This window comes from Pseudomonas sp. A6 (genome assembly GCF_052367875.1).
GTDB classification, from domain to species: Bacteria; Pseudomonadota; Gammaproteobacteria; order Pseudomonadales; family Pseudomonadaceae; genus Pseudomonas; species Pseudomonas citronellolis.
On the sequence record NZ_CP198970.1, the window covers coordinates 1,054,045 to 1,077,808 of the forward strand.

The window sequence follows — 23,764 nt, forward strand, 5'->3', positions numbered from 1 at the left end:
GGTCGTTTCCGGCGACTTCACGAAGGTCAGCTCGGCTTCTTTCACGGTGCTTTTCACGGCGATCCTCGGCTCGTGAGGCGCGCCGGCCCGGCGCGCCCTTTCGGTCTGGGTGGAGTGTAGTGGGGCTGCGGCGAGGCGCCCGGACTCAGGGGCGGCGGGCGCTGTAGATGCGGAAACCGTCGCCCACGGCGAGGCTGCGGCAGGGGCCCAGGTGCTGTTCGATCAGCGGCGGGTACTTGAGGAAGCTGTTGGCCACCAGGCGCAGTTCGCCGCCCGGGCGCAGGTGCTGCGCGGCTTCGCGCAGCAGGCGTTCGCTGGCCTGGTAGTCGGTGTGCACGCCCTGGTGGAAGGGCGGGTTGCTGACGATGGCGGCCAGGCCCAGGGGCGCCGCGTCGATGCCGTCGCCGCCGATCACCTCGCCTTCCAGGCCATTGGCGGCGAGAGTCAGGCGGCTGCTCTCCAGGGCGAAGGCGTCGACGTCGAGCAGGCTCAGGCGGCTGCCCGGGTAGCGGCGCTTGAGCACCGCGCCGAGCACGCCGGCGCCGCAGCCGAAGTCCAGCACGTGGCCTTCGGGCAGGCCGTCCAGGTGGTCCAGCAGCAGGGCGCTGCCGCGGTCCAGGCGGCCATGGCTGAACACGCCGGGCAGGGTGACCACCTGCAGTTCGCCGTCGGCCAGGGCCAGCGTGTAGCGCTGGGCCAAGGAATGCAGGTCGGGGCAGGGCAGGGCGCCGTCGATAGCGGCGTGCCACAGCTGGCAGTGCCGCGCGCTGTCGAGCTTGGCGGCCTTGGCCAGGGCGCCGAGCTGCTTGGCGGCGCGTTCGACGCCGGCGCGCTTCTCGCCCACCAGGTACAGCTGGCCGCCGGGCACGCGGCTGGCCAGGGCGGCCAGCAGGTAGTCGGTCAGCTCGCGGGACTTGGGCAGGAACAGCACGGCGGCGTCGAACTCACCCTCCGGCGGCGTCACGCCGAAATGGCAGCGTCCCGGGTAGCGGCCGTCCAGCTGCCGCTGCTCGCCGGCGTGCCAGCTCCAGCCCAGAGCCTGGGGCAGCTCGCCGAGCAGGCCGTCGGCGGGCAGGCCTGCCAGCAGCACGCGGCCGGCGAAACGTTCGATCTGGCGCAGCAGCACCTCGCTGGTGGGGGCGTTGGACATGCGGCCTCCTGAAAAAGGGCGCGAGTTTAGCACTTCGCGCTTCAGTCGACCCGCCGCAGCTTGTCGCCGCGGAAGAAGGCCGCGGCGTTGTCCGTCACCTGGCCGACGATGCGCTGCCGCGCCTCGCGGCTGCCCCAGGCGTTGTGCGGGGTGACGATCAGCCGCGGGATGTCGCCGGCCAGCAGCGGGTTGCCGTCCTTCGGCGGCTCGACGCTGAGCACGTCGGTGGCGGCGCCGCCCAGGTGGCCGCGGCGCAGGGTGTCGGCCAGGGCCTGCTCGTCGATCAGGCCGCCGCGGGCGGTGTTGACGATGAAGGCGCCGGGCTTCATCAGGTCCAGTTCGCGCTGGCCGATCATCCCGCGGGTCTGCTCGGTCAGCGGGCAGTGCAGGCTGATGGCGTCGACCTGCGGCAGCAGCTCGTCCAGCGCCAGGCGGTCGGCGCGCGGCGGGCGGCCAGGAAGTTGGCCGAGCAGCACGCGCATGCCGAAGGCTTCGGCCAGGCGGGCCACCGCGCCGCCCAGCTCGCCATGGCCGAGCAGGCCGAGGGTCTTGCCTTCCAGCTCGACGATGGGGAAGTCCAGCAGGCAGAACTGGGTGGACTGCTGCCAGCGCCCGGCGCGGACCGCCGCCTGGTAGTCGGGCAGCCGGGTGGCCAGGGCGAGCAGCAGCAGGATGGCGTGCTGGGCCACCGAAGCGGTGCCGTAGCCCTGGCAGTTGGCCACGGCGATGCCACGTTCGCGGGCGGCGGCCAGGTCGATGTTGTTGGTGCCGGTGGCTGTGACCAGGATCAGCCTGAGGTCCGGGCACTGGGCCAGGGTTTCGGCGCTGATGGGCGCCTTGTTGCTGATGGCCACGTTGGCCTCGTGCAGGCGCCCGGCGATCTCGTCCGGGGCGCTGGCGGGGTGCAGGACCAGCTCGCCGAAGGCCTGGCGCAGGGGCTGCAGGTCGAGGTCGCCGAGGTCGAGGGAGGCGGTGTCGAGAAAGACGGCGCGAGTGCTGTTCATCGCTGGCTGTACCTTTTGCGGGAAGCGGGGCTGGCGTGAGAACCTGCTCACGATCTGCTGCGCGTCGGCATAACTGCGTTAAAAACAGGCGAGTAATGCTCATTTAGCGGACTAAACTGCGCTTCCTCGCCTGTTTTCGCCTTGTTCTGCTCTAGCTCGCGAGATCGTGAGCAGGCTCTTAAAGTTGCCAGCCTAACGGTTTTTTCCCACCCCTGCGGAGGTTGCATGTACTGGACGGAATTTCTCACCGTGGCGCTGATCCACCTGCTGGCGGTGGCCAGCCCGGGCCCGGACTTCGCCGTGGTGGTGCGCGAGAGCGTCACCCACGGCCGCCGCGCCGGCACCTGGACGGCGCTGGGCGTGGGCTGCGCCATTTCCATCCATGTGACCTACTCGCTGCTGGGCATCGGCCTGATCGTTTCGCAGTCGATCATGCTGTTCAACACCCTCAAGTGGCTGGCCGCGGCCTACCTGTTCTACATCGGCATCAAGGCCCTGCGCGCCAAACCCAGCGGTGGCGACGGCAGCGTGGCGGCCGCCGCGCCCAGCGAACGCACCCCGCGCGGCGCCTTCGTCGCCGGCTTCGTCACCAACGGCCTGAACCCCAAGGCCACGCTGTTCTTCCTCTCGCTGTTCACCGTGGTCATCAACCCGCACACCCCGGTGCTGGTGCAGGCCGGCTACGGCGTCTACCTGGCCTGCGCCACCGCAGCCTGGTTCAGCTTCGTGGCGCTGCTGTTCAGCCAGCAGCGCGTGCGCGCCGGCTTCGCCCGCATGGGGCACTGGTTCGACCGGATGATGGGGGTGGTGCTGGTGGGGTTGGGGGTCAAGCTGGCTTTCACCGAGTTGCGCTGAGGGTTGGGGACTCGCGCTTTTCGTAGGAGCGAGCTTGCTCGCGAACCGCATGGCACCGCGTTTGTTCGCGAGCAAGCTCGCTCCTACGAAAAGCAAAGCGGGTTTTTGATCTTGGATTGCGCGGGGATTTTTGCGGAATCGACAGAGCGTTATTGCAATAATTAGCCTGCTAACTGTGTGGTCTCTATGGCTAGTATCGAAGCGTTTCCTCTTCGAGAAGGTCAACAAACCATGCCAAGGAATGCCTCTGCTGCAGGCCCATCCCGTCGCCGTTTCCTCAAGGGCTCGCTGAGCCTCATTCCCGCCGTGGCGGTGATGGGGACTGGCGTTGTTCGCGCCGAGAGCGCACCGGAGCCGGGCCAGGCCTATCAGCCACGCTTTTTCAACTCCGAGGAGTGGCTGTTCCTGCTGGCCGCCTGCGACTGCCTGATCCCCGATGACGACAACGGCCCCGGCGCAGTGGCCGAAGGGGTGCCCGAGTTCATCGACCGGCAGATGGAGACCGCCTATGGCCATGGCGGCATCTGGTACCTGCAGGGGCCGTTCTTCGAGGCGCCCGCCGAACTGGGCCACCAGAGCCGCCTGAGCCCCAGGGAAATCTACCGCCTGGGTATCGCCGCGCTGCAGCGCCACTGTCGGCAGCAGTTCGCCGGCAAGCGCTTCCAGGAACTGCCGCGCGGCCGCCAGGAGGAATTGCTGACGCAGATGGAGGGCGGCCGGATAGCCTTCGAGGCCTGCCCGGAGTCGATGTTCTTCGAACAGCTCTGGCAGAACACCCGGGAGGGCTACCTGGCCGATCCCATCCATGGCGGCAACCGCAGCATGGCGTCCTGGCGGATGATCGGCTTCCCCGGTGCGCGCGCCGATTTCACCGACTGGGTGGACCAGCCGAACAAGGCCTACCCGCAAGGGCCGGTCAGCATCTCCGGCCAGCGGGGTGAGCTATGAGCGCCACGCGCAGGGAGGCGGTGGACGTGGTGGTGGTCGGCCTCGGCTGGACCGGCTCGATCATGTCCAAGGAACTGGTCGATGCCGGGCTGCGAGTGGTCGCCCTGGAGCGCGGGGAGCAGCGCGACACCTACCCGGACTTCGCCTACCCGAGGATCGCCGACGAGCTGACCTATGGCATCCGCTACAAGCTGTTCCAGAACCTCGCCCGGGAAACCGTGACCCTGCGCCATGGCCTGGCCGACCGGGCGGTGCCCTACCGACGCCTGGGCGCCTTCCTGCCCGGCAACGGCGTGGGCGGCGCCGGCGTGCACTGGAATGGCATGCACTGGCGCATGCAGCCTTACGACCTGAAACTGCGCAGCAATACCCTGGAGCGGCATGGCAAGGCGGCCATCCCCGAGGGCATGACCATCCAGGACTGGGGCGTGAGCTATGAGGAACTGGAGCCCTGCTTCGATCGCTTCGAGAAGGTCTGCGGCACCGCCGGCCAGGCCGGCAACCTGCAGGGGCGGATACTGCCGGGCGGCAACCCGTTCGAGGCGCCCCGGCATGCACCCTATCCGACCGCGGCGCTGAAGACCTTCTACTCCGGCGAACTGCTGAAGGCCGGCGCGCTGGAACTGGGGCTGCACCCGTTCGCCTCCCCCGCGGCCAACTGCAGCGAGGCCTACACCAACCCCTATGGCCTGCAGTTGGGGCCATGCAACTACTGCGGCTTCTGTGAGCGCTTCGGCTGCTACCTGTATTCCAAGGCATCGCCGCAGTCGACCATCCTGCCGGCGTTGTACCGGCAGGCGAACTTCGAACTGCGCACCCAGGCCCAGGTCATCCGCATCAACACCGACTCCAGCGGCCGCAAGGCGACCGGGGTCACCTACATCGACAGCCAGGGCCGGGAGGTGGAGCAACCTGCGGAACTGGTGATCCTCAGCGCCTACCAGTTGCACAACGTGCGCCTGCTGCTGCTCTCGAAGATCGGCAAGCCCTACGATCCGCGCACGGGCGAAGGCGTCGTGGGGAAGAACTATGCGTACCAGATGAATGCCGGGGTTTCGCTGTTCTTCGACAAGGACACCCACTTCAATCCCTTCATCGGGGCGGGTGGCGGCACCGTGGCGCTGGACGACTTCAACAGCGAGGCGTTCAAGGCCGGGCAGCGGGACTTCATCGGTGGCGCCTATCTGTCGGTAGGCAGTTCGGGCGGGCGTCCGATCCAGCAGGCGCTCCTGCCGGACGATGCGCCGACCTGGGGCAGCGGCTGGAAACAGGCGCTGCGCGACAGCTACGGGCACAGCATGTCGCTGGGCGCCGAAGGTTCGAACATGGCCTACCGCGACTGCTACCTGGACCTGGACCCGAACTACCGCGACGTGCACGGCCTGCCGCTGCTGCGCATGACCTTCGACTGGAAGGCCAACGACATCCGCCAGGGGCGTTTCATGGCCGAGCGGCTGAGCGAGATCGCCCGGGTGCTCGGCCCGCGGAAGATAGTGGTGCACGCGCCGGCCTTCGGCGAGCACTTCAACGCCATCAGCTACCAGAGCACCCACAACACCGGCGGCGCGATCATGGGCGAGGACCCCAGGCAGAGCGTGCTGAACAAGTACCTGCAGTGCTGGGACGTGCCCAACCTGTTCGTCCTCGGCGCCAGCGCCTTCCCGCAGAACATGGCCTACAACCCCACCGGCATGGTCGGGGCGCTGGCCTACTGGGCCGCCCAGGCGATCCGCGAACGCTACCTGCGCGATCCTGGCCCGCTGGTGGACGCATGAGGAGGCCGGCCATGAACATTTCAGCAAGGCTGCTCGCACCACTGCTCCTGGCGTTGTCGGTGGCAGGTACGGCCCGCGCCGACGAGGCGTCGTCCATCGCCCGCGGCGAATACCTCGCCCGCCTGGGGGACTGCGCCGCCTGCCACACCACCGACCCCGCGCGCCCATTCGCCGGGGGCCTGAAGATGGGGACGCCGATCGGCGCCATCTACTCCACCAACATCACGCCCGATGCGCACACCGGGATCGGTACCTACACCCTGGGGAATTTCTCCCGGGCCGTGCGCGGGGGCGTGGCAGCGGACGGTCACCGCCTGTACCCGGCCATGCCCTATCCCTCCTTCGCCAGGATCAGCGACCAGGACATCGCTGACCTGTACCTGTACTTCCGCCAGGGTGTGCACCCGGTGGAACAGGCCAACCGGGCCGCGGAGATTCCCTGGCCGTTGAACATGCGCTGGCCGTTGCAGGCGTGGGACAGCCTGTTCGCCGACAGCGGGCCCTACCAGGACGACCCGCGGCGTTCGCCCGAGTGGAACCGGGGGGCCTACCTGGTGCAGGGGTTGGGGCACTGCGGCAGTTGCCACAGCCCGCGCGGGCTGGCCTTCCAGGAGCAGGCCGTGGATCAGCGCGACCCCCGCTACCTCAGCGGCGGCACCCTGGAGGGCTGGCATGCGCCGGACCTGACCGGCGCCACGCCGGCCAGCCTGCAGAATTGGAGCGAGTCCGAGCTGATGACCTTTCTCCGGACCGGGCATACGGAGCGTACAGCGGCCTTCGGTGCCATGGCCGCGGCGGTGCAGGACAGTACCCAGTACTTCGACGAGAAAGATCTGCGGGCCGTGGCTGTCTATCTGAAATCGCTGGGCGAAGGCCACTCCGCGGCGATGTTGCTGCACGACGATGGCTCCACCTACCAGGCGCTGGCTTCGGGGCAGCCAGCCAGCGAGGGCGCGGCCCTGTACCTCGACAACTGCGCGGCTTGCCATCGCTCGGATGGTGCCGGGTATCGCAATACCTTCCCGCAATTGAAGGGCAACTCGGCGGTGCTCGGTGACGATCCTTCCTCGCTGATCAGCATCATCCTCGAGGGTTCGCGCATGGCGGTCACCGAGGCGGCGCCGAGCGGGCTGCGCATGCCGGACTTCGGCTGGCGGCTGGACGACCGGCAGGTGGCCGCGCTGGCGACCTTCCTGCGCCAGGCCTGGGGGCACGAGGCGCCGACGGTGAGCGCGCGGCAGGTAGCGGCTCTGCGCCGACGCTGAGGTGGAGCGCGCCGCCCGGTGGGGCGGCGCGAAGGGCATCAGAGCAGTTCGACGGCCACCGCGGTAGCTTCGCCGCCGCCGATGCACAGCGAGGCCACGCCGCGCTTGCCGCCCTTCTTCTGCAGGGCGTTGATCAGGGTGACGATGATCCGCGAGCCGGTGGAGCCCACCGGGTGGCCCTGGGCGCAGGCGCCGCCGTAGACGTTGACCTTGGCGTGGTCCAGGCCGTGCTCGCGCATGGCCAGCATGGTGACCATGGCGAAGGCTTCGTTGATCTCGAACAGGTCGACGTCGTCCTTGTTCCAGCCGGTCTTCCTGAACAGGTTGGTCATCGCGCCGATGGGGGCCAGGGTGAATTCGCTCGGGTCCTGGCTCTGGGTGGCGTGGCCGACGATCTTCGCCAGCGGCTTGAGGCCACGGCGGGCGGCTTCCTCGGCGGTCATCAGGACCAGCGCGCTGGCGCCGTCGGAGATGGAGCTGGCGTTGGCCGCGGTGATGGTGCCGTCCTTCTTGAAGGCGGGTTTCAGGCTGGGGATCTTGTCCAGGTTGGCGGTCAGCGGCTGTTCGTCGTCCTTCACCACGACCTCGCCCTTGCGGGTGGTGACGGTGACCGGGACGATCTCGCTGGCCAGCGAGCCATCCTGGATCGCGGCCTGGGCGCGCTTGAGCGATTCGATGGCGTAGGCGTCCATGTCTTCGCGGGTGATGCCGTTCCTGTCGGCGGTGTCCTGGGCGAAGGAGCCCATCAGGCGGCCAGTGCGGGCGTCTTCCAGGCCGTCGAGGAACATGTGGTCCTTGATCTCGGCGTGGCCCATGCGCAGGCCGGTGCGCGCTTTCTCCAGCACGTAGGGGGCGTTGGACATGCTTTCCATGCCGCCGGCGACCATCACCTTGTTGGTCCCGGCCTTGAGCAGGTCGTGGGCCAGCATCACCGCCTTCATGCCCGAGCCGCACAGCTTGTTGATGGTGGTGCAGCCGGTGGCGGCGGGCAGGCCGGCGTTGAGCGCCGCCTGTCGGGCCGGGCCCTGCTTCAGACCGGCGGGCAGCACGCAACCCATGATCACTTCCTCGACATCGCCGGCCTCGATACCGGCGCGGGCGACTGCTTCGCGGATGGCGACGGCGCCCAGGTCGATGGCGGAAACGCCGGCCAGGCTGCCCTGGAAGCCGCCCATGGGGGTGCGGGCGCCGCTGACGATGACGATTTCGGACATGGAAAACTACCTCTTGGCTTTTGTTCTCGGAGTGTTCTGGGGGCTCGGCCGTGAACGACCGGGTGGCGGCGATTCTAGCGCGTGACCCGATCAGGCCAAAGAGTCACCCGCAAATCACTCTTTGGATGGATGATTGGTCATGGTTGCACCTCTACAGTCACCGGCATCGACTCCCATGAAGGTCCCACAGGTAAGCCGAATATGCTCAAGACCCGTCTCTTCCCCGCTGCGAGCAATGCCTACCAGTACCCGTTGCTGATCAAGAGCCTGCTGCTGTCCGGCGCGCGCTACGAAAAAAGCCGCGAGATCGTCTACCGCGACCTGGTGCGCTACAACTACGCCACCTTCAACGAGCGCGTCGCGCGCCTGGCCAACGTGCTCACCGAGGCCGGCGTGCAGGCCGGCGACACCGTGGCGGTGATGGACTGGGACAGCCATCGCTACCTGGAGGCGATGTTCGCCATCCCGATGATCGGCGCGGTGCTGCACACCATCAACATCCGCCTTTCGCCGGATCAGATCCTCTACACCATGAACCACGCCGAGGACCGCTTCGTGCTGGTCAACGCCGAGTTCGTGCCGCTCTACCAGGGCATCGCCGGGCAACTGACCACGGTGCAGAAGACCCTGCTGCTGAGCGATGGCGCCGACAAGACCTGCGCCCTGGTCGACTGCATCGGCGAGTACGAGACGCTGATGGCCGCGGCCAGCCCGCGCTATGCCTTCCCCGACTTCGACGAGAATTCGGTGGCCACCACCTTCTACACCACCGGCACCACCGGTAACCCCAAGGGGGTGTATTTCACCCACCGCCAGTTGGTGCTGCACACCCTGGCCATGGCCTCGACCATCGCCAGCCTGGACAGCATCCGCCTGATGGGCAACAGCGACGTGTACATGCCGATCACGCCGATGTTCCATGTGCATGCCTGGGGCGTGCCCTACGTGGCGACCATGCTCGGTATCAAGCAGGTGTACCCGGGGCGTTACGACCCGGAACTGCTGGTCGATCTGTGGAAACGCGAGAACGTCACCTTCTCCCACTGCGTGCCGACCATCCTGCAGATGGTGATGAACGCCAAGGCCGCCCAGGGCGTGGACTTCAAGGACTGGAAAATCATCATCGGCGGCAGCGCGCTGAACCGCTCGCTGTATGAGGCGGCCCAGGCCCGCGGCATCCAGCTGACCGCAGCCTACGGCATGTCCGAGACCTGCCCGCTGATCTCCTGCGCCTACCTCAACGATGAACTCCTGGCCGGCAGCGAGGACGAACGCACCACCTACCGGATCAAGGCCGGCGTGCCGGTGCCGCTGGTGGACGCGGCGATCATGGACGAGCACGGCCAGCTGCTGCCGGCCGACGGCGAGTCCCAGGGCGAGCTGGTGCTGCGTTCGCCCTGGCTGACCCAGGGCTACTTCCGCGAGCCGCAGAAGGGCGAGGAACTCTGGGCCGGCGGCTGGATGCACACCGGCGACGTGGCCACCCTCGACGGCATGGGCTTCATCGACATCCGCGACCGCATCAAGGACGTGATCAAGACCGGCGGCGAATGGCTGTCCTCGCTGGAGCTGGAAGACCTCATCAGCCGTCACCCGGCGGTGCGCGAAGTGGCGGTGGTAGGGGTGCCGGACCCGCAATGGGGCGAGCGCCCGTTCGCCCTGCTGGTGCTCTTCGAGGGCCAGCAGCTGGACGCCAAGGGGCTGAAGGAACACCTCAAGCCTTTCGTCGAGCAGGGCCACATCAACAAGTGGGCGATTCCTTCGCAGATCGCCGTTGTTACTGAAGTTCCCAAGACCAGCGTGGGCAAGCTGGACAAGAAGCGCATCCGTGTGGATATCGCTCGTTGGCAGGAGTCCGGCAGCGAATTCCTCTCCGCCCTGTAAGCCTTTCCCTACAGGCTGCGTCCCCCGAGCAAGCGCTTGGCACGGGGCGCAGCCTCTGCTAATCCTTTCTGCGAGCCGTCTAGCTTGCGGCTCGTTGCCGCAGCGACGCGCTAAATCACACTTTCGAGGGATCAAGCCCGCCGGGGGGCTGGCTATAGTCGCTGCCACTCATAACAAAAAACACACATGGAGTAGCGTCGATGACACAAATGAAGAAGATCTGGCGCCTGGCTCGTTTGCCACTGGCCGTCAGCCTGGCTTCCACGCTTGCCACCCCCGCTTCGGCGGTCACCTTCAACATCGGCGAGATCGAGGGCTCCTTCGACTCCAGCCTGTCGGTCGGCGCCAGCTGGTCGACGCAGAATCCGGACAAGAACCTGATCGGTTCCAACAACGGCGGTCACGGCCTGTCGCAGACCTCCGACGACGGCCACCTGAACTACAAGGCCGGCAAGACCTTCTCGAAGATCTTCAAGGGCATCCACGACCTGGAGCTGAAGTACGGCGACACCGGCGTGTTCCTGCGCGGCAAGTACTGGTACGACTTCGAGCAGAAGGACGAGAGCACCGAGTTCAAGCCGCTCAGCGACAGTGGCCGCAAGACTGCCGCCAAGGCTTCCGGCGCCGAGCTGCTGGACGCCTTCATCTACCACAAGTACAGCATCGCCGACCTGCCTGGCAACGTGCGCCTGGGCAAGCAGGTGGTGAACTGGGGCGAGAGCACTTTCATCCAGGGTGGCATCAACTCGATCAACCCGTTCGACGTCACCGCGCTGCGCCGCCCGGGCTCCGAGATCAAGGAAGCCCTGGTGCCGGTGAACATGTTCTACCTGTCGCAGAACCTCACCGACAACCTCTCCGCCGAAGGCTTCTACCAACTGGAGTGGGACCAGACGGTGGTGGACAACTGCGGCACCTTCTTCTCCCAGCCGGACGTGATCGCCGACGGCTGCACCGACAACCTGCGCGTGCTGACCAATGCCCAGGCGCTGGGGGCGGGGAACGTGGCGCTGGCCAAGCAGTTCGGCGTGGACGTCAACAACGAGGGCGCCCTGGTGCGCCGCGGGCCGGACCGCGATGCCCGCGACAGCGGCCAGTACGGCCTGTCGCTGAAGTACTACGCCGACACCCTGAACACCGAGTTCGGTGGCTACTACATGAACTACCACAGCCGCCTGCCGATCTTCAGCGGCCGCGGCGCTTCCCAGTCCATCTACAACCTGGCCAACTCCCTCAGCGGCACCCCGCTGCAAGCCTTCGCCCCGCTGCTGGTGGCGGGCAACTCCTCGTACTTCGTCGAGTACCCGGAGGACATCCACCTGTATGGCCTGAGCTTCTCCACCACCCTGCCCACCGGCACGGCCTGGCAGGGCGAGATCAGCTACCGGCCCAACGCCCCGGTGCAGCTGAACACCACCGACATCCTGTTCTCCGGCGTGGTGCCGCTGGGCGGCGTGTACGGCAACGCTTCGGTGCTCCAGGGTGCTCCGGACACCGACCAGCACGGCTATCGCCGCAAGGAAATCACCCAGCTGCAGACCACCTTCACCCACTTCTTCGACCAGGTCATGGGCGCCGAGCGTCTGACCCTGGTGGGCGAGGTGGGCTGGACCCACGTCGGCGGCCTGGAAAGCACCTCCAAGGCGCGCTACGGCCGTGACCCGGTGTTCGGCCCCGGCCCGCTCCCGGCGACCGGCAACCTGAACACCTGCCAGGTGCTGAACAACTCGACCCTGGGCAGCGCGCCGAAGAACAACCTGTCGCGCAACTGCGAGAACGACGGCTTCACCACCGCCGACTCCTGGGGCTACCGCATGCGCGCCATCTGGGACTACAACGACGTGTTCGCCGGGGTGAACCTCAAGCCCAACGTGGCCTGGTCCCACGACGTAGACGGCTATTCGCCCGGCCCGGGCGGCAACTTCGAGGAAGGCCGCAAGGCGATCAGCCTGGGCGTCGACGCCGACTACATGAACACCTACACCGCGAGCCTTTCCTACACCAACTACTTCGACGGCAAGTACTCCACCCTGGTCGACCGCGACTTCGTCGCGCTCAGCTTCGGCGTGAACTTCTAAGCGGCACCCGCGCCCCGCCCGGGCCCGGGCGGGGCGCCAGCAGACAGAGATCGCGAGCGCGGCGGCGCGGCCGCTGCGCGAGCAGTAACGACTCATCGAGGACGACGCGATAATGAGAACAACAAAGAGACTGCTGCAAACCGGCGCACTGGCCCTGGGCCTGAGCCTGCTGGCCACCCAGGTGATGGCTGCGGTGTCCGCCGCCGACGCCGCCAAGCTGGGCACCACCCTGACCCCGGTCGGCGCCGAGAAGGCCGGCAACGCCGACGGCAGCATTCCCGCCTGGACCGGCGGCCTGCCGAAGAACGCCGGCGCCGTGGACAGCAAGGGCTTCCTCGCCGACCCCTTCGCCAGCGAGAAGCCGCTGTTCACCATCACCGCGCAGAACGTCGAGCAGTACAAGGACAAGCTGACCCCCGGCCAGCTGGCCATGTTCAAGCGCTACCCCGACACCTACAAGATGCCGGTGTACCCGTCGCACCGCACCGCCACCCTGCCTGACTCGGTGCTGGAAGCGACCAGGAAGAACGCCACCGCCACCAACCTGGTGCAGGGCGGCAACGGCCTGCAGAACTTCCAGACCGCCAACCCCTTCCCGATCCCGCAGAACGGCCTGGAAGTCATCTGGAACCACATCACCCGCTACCGCGGCGGCCACGTGCGCCGTCTGGTGACCCAGGCCACCCCGCAGGTCAACGGCAGCTACTCGCTGGTGTACTTCCAGGACGAGTTCGTGTTCCGCACCGACCTGAAGGACTACGACCCGAGCAAGCCGAGCAACGTGCTGTTCTACTTCAAGCAGCAGGTCACCGCCCCGGCGCGCCTGGCCGGTAACGTGCTGCTGGTGCACGAGACCCTCGATCAGGTCAAGGAACCGCGCCTGGCATGGCTCTACAACGCCGGCCAGCGCCGTGTGCGCCGCGCCCCGCAGGTGTCCTACGACGGCCCCGGCACCGCCGCCGACGGCCTGCGCACCTCGGACAACCTGGACATGTACAACGGCGCGCCGGACCGCTACGACTGGAAGCTGGTGGGCAAGCAGGAGCTGTACATCCCGTACAACAACTACAAGCTCGACGATCCCAAGCTGAAGTATGCGGACATCATCAAGCCCGGCCACCTCAACCAGGACCTGACCCGCTACGAGCTGCACCGCGTCTGGCATGTGGTCGCGACCCTGAAGGCCGGCGAGCGCCACATCTACGCCAAGCGTGACTTCTACATCGACGAGGACACCTGGCAAGCCGCCGAGATCGACCATTACGACGGCCGCGGCACCCTGTGGCGCGTGGCCGAGGCCTTCTCGCAGTACTACTACAACAACCAGGTACCGTGGTACACCGCGGAAACCCTGTACGACCTGCTCTCCAGCCGCTACCTGGTGCTGGGCCTGAAGAACGAGGAGAAATCCGCCTACGACTTCAACTACAGCGCCTCTGAAAGCGACTTCACCCCCGCAGCGCTGCGTCAGGAAGGCGTGCGCTAAGTCGAGTCGCCTTGCTGAAAGCCGGCCTTCGGGCCGGCTTTTTCATGGGCCCGGGGTGGCTACGGTGGCGTGGCAGAATGCCGCTATACTCACGGCAAAACGCCGCCATGGGTGAGCCCTTGCCTCACGCGTACCGCAACCTGCTCGACGACGAAGAGATCGAGGCGCTGCTGGAAATCACCGTCCGTCCCGAGCGCCCCCCGACGGTGCTGCTGGTGGACGACGACCCGCAGGTGCTCGCCGAGATGCGCGAGCTGATCGAAAGCGCCGACCTGCAATGCCTGACCGCGAGCAACAGCGCCCAGGCCCTGCGCCGTATCGGCCGCGACGAATCGGCCATCGACCTGCTGGTCACCGACCTGTGCATGGAAGGCGAGGGCGCCGGCCTGGAGCTGATCCGCCAGCTCCACGCCCGGGGCACCTTCCTGCCGATCATCGTGCTCTCCGGCACCACCCGCGCCCGCGACGTGGTCGAGGCGATGCGCCTGAACGTGCTGGACTTCCTGCTCAAGCCGGTGGAGCCGGAGGAGTTTCTGCGGACGCTCAAGCGTTGCCTGTGAAGCGTTCCGATAGCCCTGGCCATCTCCGCTACGGGGGGAGGAACACCGCGCTTTCCCGGCTACCTGTAGGAGCGGGCCCTGCCCGCGATTCGCGCGCAGGGCGCGCTCCTACATGGGAACGGCGCGGGTGGGGCAGCGTAGGAGCGGATCTCATCCGCGAACCGCGCCGATACGTCCGGCCATCGCGGACAAGGTCCGCTCCTACGGGGGGAGGAATACCGTGCTTCCCGGCTACCTGTAGGAGCGGGCCCTGCCCGCGATTCGCGCGCAGGGCGCGCTCCTACAGGGGAATGGCGCAGGTGGGGCGGCGTAGGAGCGGATCTCATCCGCGAACCGCGCCGATACGTCCGGCCATCGCGGACAAGGTCCGCTCCTACGAGGGAGGAATACCGTGCTTCCCGGTAACCTGTAGGAGCGCGCCCTGCCCGCGATTCGCGCGCAGGGCGCGCTCCTACATGGGAACGGCGCGGGTGGGGCGGCGTAGGAGCGGATCTCATCCGCGAATCGCGCCGATACGTCCGGCCATCGCGGACAAGGTCCGCTCCGGGGAAGGAACACCGCGCTTTCCCGGCTACCTGTAGGAGCGGGCCCTGCCCGCGATTCGCGCGCAGGGCGCGCTCCTACATGGGAATGGCGCGGGTGGGGTAGCGTAGGAGCGGATCTCATCCGCGAATCGCGCCGGGATGGCCGGTTATCGCGGACAAGGTCCGCTCCTACGGGGGGAGGACCGTGCTTCCCGGCTACCCTACATTGCAGGTGAGCACGGCTTTTCGTAGGAGCGAGCTTGCTCGCGAACATGTCCCCGCGGCGGAATTCCTTCGTACTGGTTACAGTGCCTGCGCCTTGAAGGTATCGCACTTGCCCGGCGAGCCCGAGTCGAAGCCGAGCTTGAACCAGCGCATGCGCTGCGCCGAGGTGCCGTGGGTGAAGGAGTCCGGCACCACGGTGCCGCGCGACTGCTTCTGCAGGCGGTCGTCGCCGATGGCGTTGGCGGCGTTCAGCGCGCTTTCGATGTCGCCCGGCTCCAGCCACTGCAGGCGCTGCTGGGCTTTGTTGGCCCAGACGCCGGCGAAGCAGTCGGCCTGCAGCTCCAGGCGTACCGAGAGGCCGTTGGCGCCCTCCATGGGCGCGCCGCGGCGGCGCGCGGCCTCGACCTTGGCCGAGATGCCCAGCAGGTTCTGCACGTGGTGGCCGACCTCGTGGGCGATCACGTAGGCGCGGGCGAAGTCGCCGGCGGCGGAGAAGCGCTGCTCCATCTCGCGGAAGAAGCCCAGGTCCAGATACACCCGGTGGTCGCCGGGGCAGTAGAACGGGCCCACCGCCGAGGAGGCGAAGCCGCAGGCGGAGTTCACCCCGCCGTTGAACAGGATCAGCTTAGGCTGCTCGTACTGGGCGTTGCTGTGGGCGAAGATCTGCCCCCAGGTGTCCTCGGTGTCGCCGAGCACGGCGCGCACGAAGTCCACCTGCGGGTCGGCGCCGGTCGCCGGGCGGCCCTGCACCTGCGAGCGCGCCGGGGCCTGGCCGGCGTCCATCTGGCCGAGCAGGCTGCCGAGGATCTGCATCGGGTCCTGGCCCATCAACAGGCCGACCACCACCACGATGGCCACCCCGCCCAGGCTCAGGCCGCGGCCGCCGATGCGCATGCCGCCACCGCCCATGCCACCGCCGCTGTCGTCGCGGGCATCCACCACGTTGTCGCTGCGTCGTCCTTTGCGCCAGAGCATGGCGTCTTCTCCTGAAAGTTCGTGGATTGAGTGTCGTCGGCGCCCGGCCGACCCGCCAGGCCGGCCGTCAGGCCAGCGCGCAGAGCAACTGGGCGTGGGCCAGCAGCTGCACCTTGCCGCCCACCTGCACCTGGTCGTCGTCGCCGACGCGTACTTCCAGCAGGCTGGGGCGACCGGCGAAGCGGCCCTGGTTCAGCTCGAAGGTCTCGCCGCGACGGGCCTTGCCCAGCTCCACCAGGTAGGCGGCGACCGGGCCGGCGGCGCTGCCGGTGGCGACATCCTCGACCAGCCCGGCGTTGTCCCAGGTGCGGCCCTCGCGGTTATCCACATCCAGCAGGAAGACGAAGGCCGCGCCCAGGGCGGCCAGGCGCTCGCCCAGCTCGGCGCGCTGACGGATGCGCCCGAGAGCCTCGCTGCGCACCGGCAGCAGCACGTAGGGCAGGCCGGTGCTGATCACCTGCGCCGGGTAGTCGGCGAGGTCGCCCGCGTTCAGCGAGAAGGCTTCGGCGAACCAGCGACGTTCCTCCGCGTCGAGCACGGCGCCGAACTGCGCCTGGCCCTGGTTCATCTGCGCGATGAAACCGTTGCCGTGGCGGCGGGTGGTGAGGTTCACGTCCCTGGTCGCCAGCTGCAGCGTCCAGTGCTCCTGTTCGCCACGCTGGTGGATGTGGTGCAGCAGCGCGGCGGCGCCCAGCAGCGGGTGGCCGGCGAAGGGCAGTTCTTCCTCGGGAGTGAAGATGCGCGCGGCGTAGGTGTCCAGCTCGGCGCTGGGGAACAGGAAGATGCTCTCGAACTGGCGCAGCTCCTGGGTCAGCGCCTGCAGCGTGGCGTCGGCCAGGCCGCGCGCGTCGGCGAACACCGCCAGGCCGTTGCCGGCCAGCGGGCGGTCGGCGAACACGTCGAGTTGCCAGTAATGCAGAAAGGACATGGTGCTCCCGTGGAAAGTAGGGCTCGACAGCGAGCCTAGCGGCGGATATGTTCGCCGACAAGAAAAGCCCAGCTTTTCAGGCCACCGCAGTGGCCGGCGTCGCTCGGACGGTTCCGGGCGCTTACGTTCACCGAGGAAATCATGACTGAACCCCGTTCAGCACGCCGTTTCGCGCGTATCGACCGTCTCCCGCCCTACGTCTTCAACATCACCGCCGAACTGAAGATGGCCGCCCGCCGCCGTGGCGAGGACATCATCGATCTATCCATGGGCAACCCCGACGGCGCCACCCCGCCGCACATCGTCGAGAAGCTGGTGCAGGTCGCCCAGCGCGAAGACACCCACGGCTACTCCACCTCCCGCGGCATTCCGCGCCTGCGCCGGGCGATCTCGCACTGGTACAGGGAGCGCTACGCGGTGGACATCGACCCGGAAACCGAGGCCATCGTCACCATCGGCTCCAAGGAAGGCCTGGCGCACCTGATGCTGGCCACCCTGGACCACGGCGACAACATCCTGGTGCCGAACCCCAGCTACCCGATCCACATCTATGGCGCGGTGATCGCCGGCGCCCAGGTGCGCTCGGTGCCGCTGGTGCCGGGCATCGACTTCTTCAACGAGCTGGAGCGGGCGATCCGCGAGTCGATCCCCAAGCCGAAGATGATGATTCTCGGCTTCCCCTCCAACCCGACCGCGCAGTGCGTGGAGCTGGACTTCTTCGAGCGCGTGGTGGCCCTGGCCAAGCAGTACGACGTGCTGGTGGTGCACGACCTGGCCTACGCCGACATCGTCTTCGACGGCTGGAAGGCGCCGTCGATCATGCAGGTGCCGGGGGCCAAGGACATCGCGGTGGAGTTCTTCACCCTGTCCAAGAGCTACAACATGGCCGGCTGGCGCATCGGCTTCATGGTTGGCAACCCGGAACTGGTCTCGGCCCTGGCGCGGATCAAGAGCTACCACGACTACGGCACCTTCACCCCGCTGCAGGTGGCCGCCATCGCCGCCCTGGAAGGCGACCAGCAGTGCGTACGCGACATCGCCAGCCAGTACCAGGCGCGCCGCGACGTGCTGGTGAAGGGCCTGCACGAGGCCGGCTGGATGGTCGAGAACCCCAAGGCGTCGATGTACGTCTGGGCGAAGATACCCGAGCCCTATGCGCACCTGGGCTCGCTGGAATTCGCCAAGAAGCTGCTGAAGGATGCCAAGGTGTCGGTGTCGCCGGGTATCGGCTTTGGTGACTATGGCGATGATCATGTGCGCTTTGCGTTGATCGAGAACCGTGATCGCTTGCGCCAGGCGGTGCGGGGGATCAAGGCGATGTTCCGGGCGGATGGGGTGTTGCCGAAGGCCAAGGTGGCTGAATAAGGCGGGAATGAATGAAGAAGGGGCGGCCGGTTGGTCGCCCCTTTTTGTTTGTGGGGGAGGGGCGGAAGGGCTTGGTGGGGGACTGGAGAGCGCCCTCTCCCTAACCCTCTCCCTGAAGGGAGAGGGGACCGTTGGGCAGGGTTGGATGTCGTGGCGTTAGCCGGCAACGCCGGAGGTTTCCGGCTGAAACCATTCCTTCTCTCGGCACGGACTAGCCCCCTCTCCCTTCAGGGAGAGGGCTGGGGAGAGGGAGCGGAGTTGATCCCAGGCTCCAAAGCAGCAGGGATACTCCAAGCCCCCCTCAACGCCCCGGATAATCCGCCAACACCACCGCCTTCCCATCCTTGCCCAACCCCAGCACCTGGTAGGCATCGTAACGCCCACCCATCTCCATCCCCGGCGACCCCATGGGCATCCCCGGCACCGCCGCGCCCACCAGGTCGGCGCGCTCGTGCAGCTCGAGCACTTCGCTGGCCGGCACGTGGCCTTCGACGAACTTGCCGTCGATCACCCCGGTGTGGCACGAGCCCATGGCGTAGGGCACGCCCAGGCGCGTCTTCACCGCGCTCATGTCCGCCTCGACGTGGTCGTTGACCGTGAAGCCGTTGGCCTGCAGGTGCTTGATCCAGTCCTTGCAGCAGCCGCAGTTGGCGTCGCGGTGCACGTCGATGGTCAGCGGCTGGGCGGCCTGGGCGGTGCCGGCGAGGAGGGCGGCGAGAAGGAGGATGCGGCGCATGGGAAGCTCCTGTCAGAACGAAATCCGTGGAGCATACTCTCAGGGACGGCGGCGCCCGGCCCTGCTCTGTATCAGCTTATGACGCCGCCGGCGAACTCGGCGTGCCGAGCAAGGTCTGTGTCCTTTATCCATCTTCATTTTGCCGAGGGCTGACGGGCCCCAGGAGGAACAGGATGCTCTTCGCCCGCTTCGTCTTGCTGCTACAGGCCCTGGTGTGGGCCGGCCTGGGCCTGCTGTACTGGGTGCGCCCCTACGAGATGGCCAACCTCAGCGGCATGCTGCTGATGGAACCGGAGTCGGTCAGCGACGCCCAGGTGTTCTACGGCGGCCACCAGTTCGCCCTGGCGCTGTTCCTGCTGTTCGCCCTGCGCCGCCGCGAGCTGCTGCGCGCCGGGCTGATCCTGGTGGTGCTGGTGCAGCTCACCCTGACCCTGTCGCGGCTGCTCATCGCCTGGTCCTCGGGCCTGGGCATCGACACCGACGCCACCCTCTACGGCCTGGTCTACCGCGGCAGCGTGTCGCTGCTGGCGATCTTCGCCCTGTACTGGCTGGAGCGCGGCCGGCGCGAGCCGGAGCCGGCCGAACCGCTGCCGGAGGCGCCGGTGGAGAAGGTGCGCGACGCCGACTTCGAAGGGCTCTGAAACAAGGTCCGAATGACTCTGCGGCGAGTCAGGATGACTCCGTCGGATGATGTCATTTAGACTCCTTCATCGCGCCAACCCTTGATCCATGGGCCCTCGGGGGCTGGCACGCTTGCTGTAATGGCTTGGCTACCTTCAAACGCCAATGGAGCGATCATGAAAGTAGCGAGCCTGTGTGCAATGGGTGTGGTGCTGTTGTCCTGCGCGGTGGCGCAGGCGGACCAGGTGGTGGCTGAACGGCCGGACAACACGGTCGGCGGCGGTTTCGGCGCGGGCAGCGGGGTGCTGATCGGCGGCGCCCTGGGCGGGCCCTTCGGCGCACTGGCGGGGGCCGGCATCGGCTGGCTGGCCGGCAGCGGCGTGCAACAGGCCAGCGGCGCCAGCCAGAAGGCCTACGTGGTACAGGCGGCGGACGGCGGCCAGCGCACCGTGCGTTCGCCCAACGCCGAGTTCCAGGTGGGCCAGCGCGTGGAGGCCGACGGTATCCGCCTGCGCGCCGCGAACTGACGCGCATCCGCCCGGCGCCGCTGGGGCGGCGCCGGCTTCCGTGCTATCGTTGCGCCCCGTTCGACCGTCACCCGCAGGCCCGCAACATGAAATTCATCCACAAGCGCGAACACCTCAACGAGGGCGACCTCGTGGTCATCGAATGCTCGCGCACCTGCAACATCCGCCTGATGACCGACGCCAACTTCCGCAGCTTCAAGAACGGCGCGCGCCACGCCTACCACGGCGGTGCCTTCGAGCGCTTCCCGGCGCGCATCCGGGTGCCCAGCACCGGGTTCTGGAACGTCACCCTGGACACCGTCACCCGCCGCGCCATCAGCGTCACTCGCAAGCCGGACTTCAGCTACACCATCAAGTTCGTGCGCAAGACTCCCTCCAGCTACAGCTGAGCCGCCTCAGGGGCGGTGCGCCGGGAAATCCTCCAGCAGCTTCGCCAATGCCTTGTCGAAAGCCTCCTGGCTCAGGTTCGGGTCCTGTAGCTGGCTGCTCAGCTGCGCTTCGTAGAGCACTTCGCGGCTGCGTTCGTCGACGATGCGCATGACCAGCCGCGCCAAGTCGGAATCGGCGAACTGCGTCTGGTTCACCACGCCTTCCTGGGTCGCCACCGGGCGCTGGATCACTCCGGTCTGGCGCTCCAGCCCCAACGCATAGAGCACCCGCAATTCGCCATTCTGCGCCTGGAAGCGGTAGCCCTTGGCTTCCAGGGCGCGGCGCAGGGCGGCGTCGAAGCGCTCCTCCAGGTCCAGGCGATGGCCGGGGGCGCGTACCGCCTGGATGGAGAAGCTGCCCTGGTGGCCATCGGCGGCCGGGGAGACCGTGACTTTGGCCGGGTCGCTGCCGGCGCAGGCGGCCAGCAACAGGGCGAGCAGGGGAAGCAGGAAGCGGTGCATGGCGAGGCTCTCTTGTGGTTATCCACAGCAGCCTAGCCGGCGGCGCGGTGCGCGCCGCCCAACCCAGGTTGGGTTAGCCGCGGCGTTCCAGTAGCACGCCCGCTTCCATGTGGTGGGTGTAGGGGAACTGGTCGAACAGCGCGCAGCGCGTCACCTGGTGGGTGCCGTGCAGCTGGGCGATGTTCTGCGCCAGCGTCTCCGGGTTGCAGGAGATATAGAGGATGCGCTCGAAGCGGCGGGTCAGCTCGCAGGTGTCCGGGTCCATGCCGGCGCGCGGCGGGTCGACGAACACGCTGCCGAAGTCGTAGCCCTTCAGGTCGACGTCGGCCAGGCGGCGGAAGGGGCGCACCTCGTTCAGCGCCTGGGTCAGCTCCTCGGCGGACAGGCGCACCAGGGTGACGTTATCCACAGTGTTGTCGGCCAGGTTGGCCAGGGCGGCGTTCACCGAAGTCTTGCTGATCTCGGTGGCCAGCACCTTGCGCACCCGGGTGGCCAGCGGCAGGGTGAAGTTGCCGTTGCCGCAGTACAGCTCCAGCAGGTCGTCGTCGCGCTGGCCGAGGGCCTCGTAGGCCCAGTTCAGCATCTTCTGGCAGACCGCGCCGTTGGGCTGGGTGAAGGCGCCCTCCGGCTGGCGGTAGTGGAAGGTCCGCCCGGCCACCTGCAGTTCCTCTTCGACATAGTCGCGGCCGACCACCAGGCGCTTGCCGCGCGAGCGCCCGACGATGCTCACGCCCAGTTCGGCGGCCAGCTTCTGCGCGGCGGCCTGCCAGGCGTCGTCGATCGGGCGGTGGTAGCAGAGGGTGATGAGCGCGTCGCCCGCCAGGGTGGTGAGGAATTCCACCTGGAACAGCTTGTGGCCCAGGGCGCGCTCGGCCCAGGCGGCCTTCAGGCGCGGCATCAGCGCGTTGATGCGCTGGCTGGCGATGGGGAACTGCTCGATGTAGATGGGCGTGTGCTTGTCGCCCTGCTCGAACATCGCGTAGTGCCGGCTTTCGGTCCCGGCGTCGCGCCACAGGCGGAACTCGGCGCGCAGGCGGTAGTGCTCGCGGGGCGAGTCGAACACCTGCGGCTCGGGCGCGGCGAAGGGCGCCAGCAGCTCGCGCAGGCGCGCGGCCTTGTCGGCCAGTTGGGTGTCGTAGGTGGCGGGGTCGAAACGGGGACTGCTCATGGGGAACTCTTGCTGCGCGCGGTGGCGGGCGATGGATTTCGTTGCGCCCGACCCATCCTGCAGGTGATTCGCGGGATGGGTGGAGCGAAGCGATACCCATGCTGCACGGGTATCGCTATCGGTCAGGCGTTGTACCAGCCCAGCTTGATGACGAACAGCACCGAGAGGATCACCAGCGCCCAGTTCAGTTCGCGGAAGCGGCCGGACAGCAGCTTGCAGGCGGTCCAGGTGATGAAGCCGAAGGCGATGCCGTTGGCGATGGAGAAGGTCAGCGGCATGGCCAGGGCGGTGACCACCACCGGCGCGGCCACGGTCAGGTCGTCCCAGTCGATCTCGGCCAGGCCCGAGGCCATCAGCACGGCGACGAAGAACAGCGCCGGCGCGGTGGCGAAGGCCGGGACGTTGCCCGCCAGCGGGGCGAAGAACAGCGCCAGGAGGAACAGGACGGCGACCACGATGGCGGTCAGTCCGGTGCGCCCGCCGGCGGAAACGCCCGCGGCCGACTCGATGTAGCTGGTGGTGGTGGAGGTGCCCAGCAGCGAGCCGAACATGGCCGCGGTGCTGTCGGCGATCAGCGCGCGGCCCATCTTCGGCATGTGCCCGTCCTTGCCCATCAGCCCGGCGCGCTTGGCCACGCCGATCAGGGTGCCGGAGTTGTCGAACAGGTCGACGAAGAGGAAGGCGAAGATCACGCTGGTCAGGCCGATGTCCAGGGCGCCCTTGATGTCCAGCTGGAGGAAGGTCGGCGCCAGCGACGGCGGCATCGACACCACGCCGCCGAACTGGGTAACGCCCAGGGCGATGGCGACGAAGGTCACCACCAGGATGCCGATCATCACAGCGCCGGTCACACGGCGCGCTTCCAGGGCGACGATGAGGATGAAGCCGAGGATGGCCAGCAGCGGCTCGGGCCTGGCCAGGTCGCCCATGCCCACCAGGGTGGCCTGGTTGGCGACGACGATGCCCGACTCCTTGAGCGCGATCAGCGCCAGGAACAGGCCGATGCCGGCGGCGATGGCCGAGCGCAGGGCCAGCGGGATGCTGTTGATGATCCATTCGCGGATGCGGAAGATCGAAATGATGAAGAACATGCACGCCGAGAGGAACACCGCGCCGAGCGCCACCTGCCAGGTGTGGCCCATGTGCAGCACCACGGTGTAGGTGAAGAAGGCGTTCAGGCCCATGCCCGGGGCGAGGGCGATGGGGTAGTTGGCGATCAGGCCCATGATCGACGAGCCGATGGCCGCGGCCAGGCAGGTGGCGACGAACACCGCGCCCTTGTCCATGCCGGTTTCGCCGAGGATGCTCGGGTTGACGAAGAGGATGTAGGCCATGGTCAGGAAGGTGGTGATCCCCGCCAGGATCTCGGTGCGTACGTTGGTATTGTGCGCCTTGAGTTGGAACAGCTTTTCCAGCATGTCGTGCTCCCGTGTTTGGGCGTCTTGTCGGCTCGACCGGTCGGTCAGGATTGGCCGTCTTGCGCGGCCTGGGCAAAAAAGGCGGGCATGATAGCAGCTCGCCGGAAACGCGGGTATCGAGCCCGTCGACCGGCCCCACGACGAGCCTAGTTGGCTGGGGCCGTCACT

At 67.5% G+C, this 23,764-nt stretch carries 21 protein-coding genes; 12 read left to right on the forward strand and 9 right to left on the reverse strand.

The features are described 5' to 3' along the window. Window positions 1-145: 145 nt before the first annotated feature. Together ACTWJ5_RS04825 and ACTWJ5_RS04830 are read right to left on the reverse strand one after the other, a co-directional pair. Entirely contained in the window at window positions 146-1,150 is a 1,005-nt protein-coding gene (locus tag ACTWJ5_RS04825) for a methyltransferase (protein WP_444437582.1), read from the reverse strand. A 41-nt stretch (window positions 1,151-1,191) separates the two neighbouring features. Further along, entirely contained in the window at window positions 1,192-2,154 is a 963-nt protein-coding gene (locus tag ACTWJ5_RS04830; protein WP_249917841.1) for a 2-hydroxyacid dehydrogenase, read from the reverse strand. Between the two features lie 225 nt (window positions 2,155-2,379). On the opposite strand from ACTWJ5_RS04830, the gene ACTWJ5_RS04835 reads away from it, so the two are divergent. The 4 genes from ACTWJ5_RS04835 to ACTWJ5_RS04850 all read left to right on the forward strand — a co-directional run bounded on the left by ACTWJ5_RS04835 (window position 2,380) and on the right by ACTWJ5_RS04850 (window position 6,997). After that, window positions 2,380-3,009, forward strand: a complete 630-nt coding sequence (locus ACTWJ5_RS04835; RefSeq protein WP_043273604.1) for a LysE family translocator — start codon at window positions 2,380-2,382, stop codon at window positions 3,007-3,009. A 231-nt stretch (window positions 3,010-3,240) separates the two neighbouring features. Beyond that, window positions 3,241-3,957: a gluconate 2-dehydrogenase subunit 3 family protein gene (locus ACTWJ5_RS04840; RefSeq protein ID WP_074977397.1), complete on the forward strand. Its 717-nt coding sequence runs from the start codon at window positions 3,241-3,243 to the stop codon at window positions 3,955-3,957. Further along, the gene (locus tag ACTWJ5_RS04845; protein ID WP_249917840.1) at window positions 3,954-5,732 is read left to right on the forward strand and encodes a GMC family oxidoreductase; all 1,779 of its coding nucleotides are present in this window, start codon (window positions 3,954-3,956) and stop codon (window positions 5,730-5,732) included. The genes ACTWJ5_RS04840 and ACTWJ5_RS04845 overlap by 4 nt, the downstream gene beginning before the upstream one ends. 11 nt (window positions 5,733-5,743) lie before the next feature. Beyond that, a complete protein-coding gene (locus ACTWJ5_RS04850) occupies window positions 5,744-6,997 on the forward strand; it encodes a cytochrome c (RefSeq protein ID WP_074977403.1) in 1,254 nt (417 codons plus the stop codon). Between the two features lie 38 nt (window positions 6,998-7,035). Here the strand turns inward: ACTWJ5_RS04850 and ACTWJ5_RS04855 are convergent, their stop codons facing one another. Beyond that, window positions 7,036-8,211 carry a thiolase family protein gene (locus tag ACTWJ5_RS04855; RefSeq protein WP_444437585.1) on the reverse strand — a complete coding sequence of 392 codons (1,176 nt, stop codon included), beginning with the start codon at window positions 8,209-8,211 and terminating at the stop codon, window positions 7,036-7,038. Between the two features lie 201 nt (window positions 8,212-8,412). On the opposite strand from ACTWJ5_RS04855, the gene ACTWJ5_RS04860 reads away from it, so the two are divergent. From ACTWJ5_RS04860 to ACTWJ5_RS04875, 4 genes are all read left to right on the forward strand, one after another. Further along, the gene (locus ACTWJ5_RS04860) at window positions 8,413-10,095 is read left to right on the forward strand and encodes a fatty acid--CoA ligase (protein WP_444437587.1); all 1,683 of its coding nucleotides are present in this window, start codon (window positions 8,413-8,415) and stop codon (window positions 10,093-10,095) included. Between the two features lie 200 nt (window positions 10,096-10,295). Continuing rightward, window positions 10,296-12,173: a DUF1302 domain-containing protein gene (locus ACTWJ5_RS04865; protein ID WP_074977407.1), complete on the forward strand. Its 1,878-nt coding sequence runs from the start codon at window positions 10,296-10,298 to the stop codon at window positions 12,171-12,173. Window positions 12,174-12,285: 112 nt separating this feature from the next. Next, window positions 12,286-13,659 (forward strand): DUF1329 domain-containing protein, encoded by a 1,374-nt coding sequence (locus ACTWJ5_RS04870; protein WP_009617481.1) that lies wholly within the window; start codon window positions 12,286-12,288, stop codon window positions 13,657-13,659. 119 nt (window positions 13,660-13,778) lie between these two features. Next, window positions 13,779-14,219, forward strand: a complete 441-nt coding sequence (locus tag ACTWJ5_RS04875) for a response regulator (protein WP_169720925.1) — start codon at window positions 13,779-13,781, stop codon at window positions 14,217-14,219. Between the two features lie 827 nt (window positions 14,220-15,046). Here ACTWJ5_RS04875 and ypfJ read toward each other — a convergent pair. Both ypfJ and ACTWJ5_RS04885 read right to left on the reverse strand, forming a co-directional pair. After that, a complete protein-coding gene (ypfJ, locus tag ACTWJ5_RS04880; protein ID WP_444437590.1) occupies window positions 15,047-15,943 on the reverse strand; it encodes a KPN_02809 family neutral zinc metallopeptidase in 897 nt (298 codons plus the stop codon). 67 nt (window positions 15,944-16,010) lie between these two features. Further along, window positions 16,011-16,871, reverse strand: coding sequence for a PhzF family phenazine biosynthesis protein (locus ACTWJ5_RS04885; protein ID WP_074977411.1), 861 nt, complete (start codon window positions 16,869-16,871; stop codon window positions 16,011-16,013). 141 nt (window positions 16,872-17,012) lie between these two features. Between ACTWJ5_RS04885 and alaC the strand changes: the two genes are divergently transcribed. Further along, complete coding sequence (gene alaC, locus ACTWJ5_RS04890) at window positions 17,013-18,236, forward strand: alanine transaminase (RefSeq protein WP_043313643.1); 1,224 nt, start codon at window positions 17,013-17,015, stop codon at window positions 18,234-18,236. A gap of 301 nt (window positions 18,237-18,537) precedes the next feature. On the opposite strand, the gene ACTWJ5_RS04895 is transcribed toward alaC, so the two are convergent. Continuing rightward, window positions 18,538-18,972, reverse strand: a complete 435-nt coding sequence (locus ACTWJ5_RS04895; RefSeq protein WP_074977414.1) for a DUF411 domain-containing protein — start codon at window positions 18,970-18,972, stop codon at window positions 18,538-18,540. 173 nt (window positions 18,973-19,145) lie between these two features. On the opposite strand from ACTWJ5_RS04895, the gene ACTWJ5_RS04900 reads away from it, so the two are divergent. The 3 genes from ACTWJ5_RS04900 (at window position 19,146) to ACTWJ5_RS04910 (ending at window position 20,509) form a co-directional block, all read left to right on the forward strand. Further along, window positions 19,146-19,613 carry a DUF4345 family protein gene (locus ACTWJ5_RS04900; RefSeq protein WP_009617493.1) on the forward strand — a complete coding sequence of 156 codons (468 nt, stop codon included), beginning with the start codon at window positions 19,146-19,148 and terminating at the stop codon, window positions 19,611-19,613. Between the two features lie 156 nt (window positions 19,614-19,769). Further along, the gene (locus tag ACTWJ5_RS04905; protein WP_444437592.1) at window positions 19,770-20,120 is read left to right on the forward strand and encodes a hypothetical protein; all 351 of its coding nucleotides are present in this window, start codon (window positions 19,770-19,772) and stop codon (window positions 20,118-20,120) included. A gap of 86 nt (window positions 20,121-20,206) precedes the next feature. Next, on the forward strand, window positions 20,207-20,509 hold the full coding sequence (locus ACTWJ5_RS04910; RefSeq protein WP_256514259.1) for a DUF1883 domain-containing protein: 303 nt from the start codon (window positions 20,207-20,209) through the stop codon (window positions 20,507-20,509). A 6-nt stretch (window positions 20,510-20,515) separates the two neighbouring features. Here the strand turns inward: ACTWJ5_RS04910 and ACTWJ5_RS04915 are convergent, their stop codons facing one another. The 3 genes from ACTWJ5_RS04915 to ACTWJ5_RS04925 all read right to left on the reverse strand — a co-directional run bounded on the left by ACTWJ5_RS04915 (window position 20,516) and on the right by ACTWJ5_RS04925 (window position 23,596). After that, a complete protein-coding gene (locus tag ACTWJ5_RS04915; RefSeq protein WP_069862008.1) occupies window positions 20,516-21,010 on the reverse strand; it encodes a DUF4136 domain-containing protein in 495 nt (164 codons plus the stop codon). Between the two features lie 73 nt (window positions 21,011-21,083). Further along, on the reverse strand, window positions 21,084-22,178 hold the full coding sequence (trmA, locus tag ACTWJ5_RS04920) for a tRNA (uridine(54)-C5)-methyltransferase TrmA (protein ID WP_444437595.1): 1,095 nt from the start codon (window positions 22,176-22,178) through the stop codon (window positions 21,084-21,086). Window positions 22,179-22,300: 122 nt separating this feature from the next. Beyond that, window positions 22,301-23,596, reverse strand: coding sequence for an NCS2 family permease (locus ACTWJ5_RS04925; RefSeq protein WP_074977418.1), 1,296 nt, complete (start codon window positions 23,594-23,596; stop codon window positions 22,301-22,303). Between the last annotated feature and the right edge of the window lie 168 nt (window positions 23,597-23,764).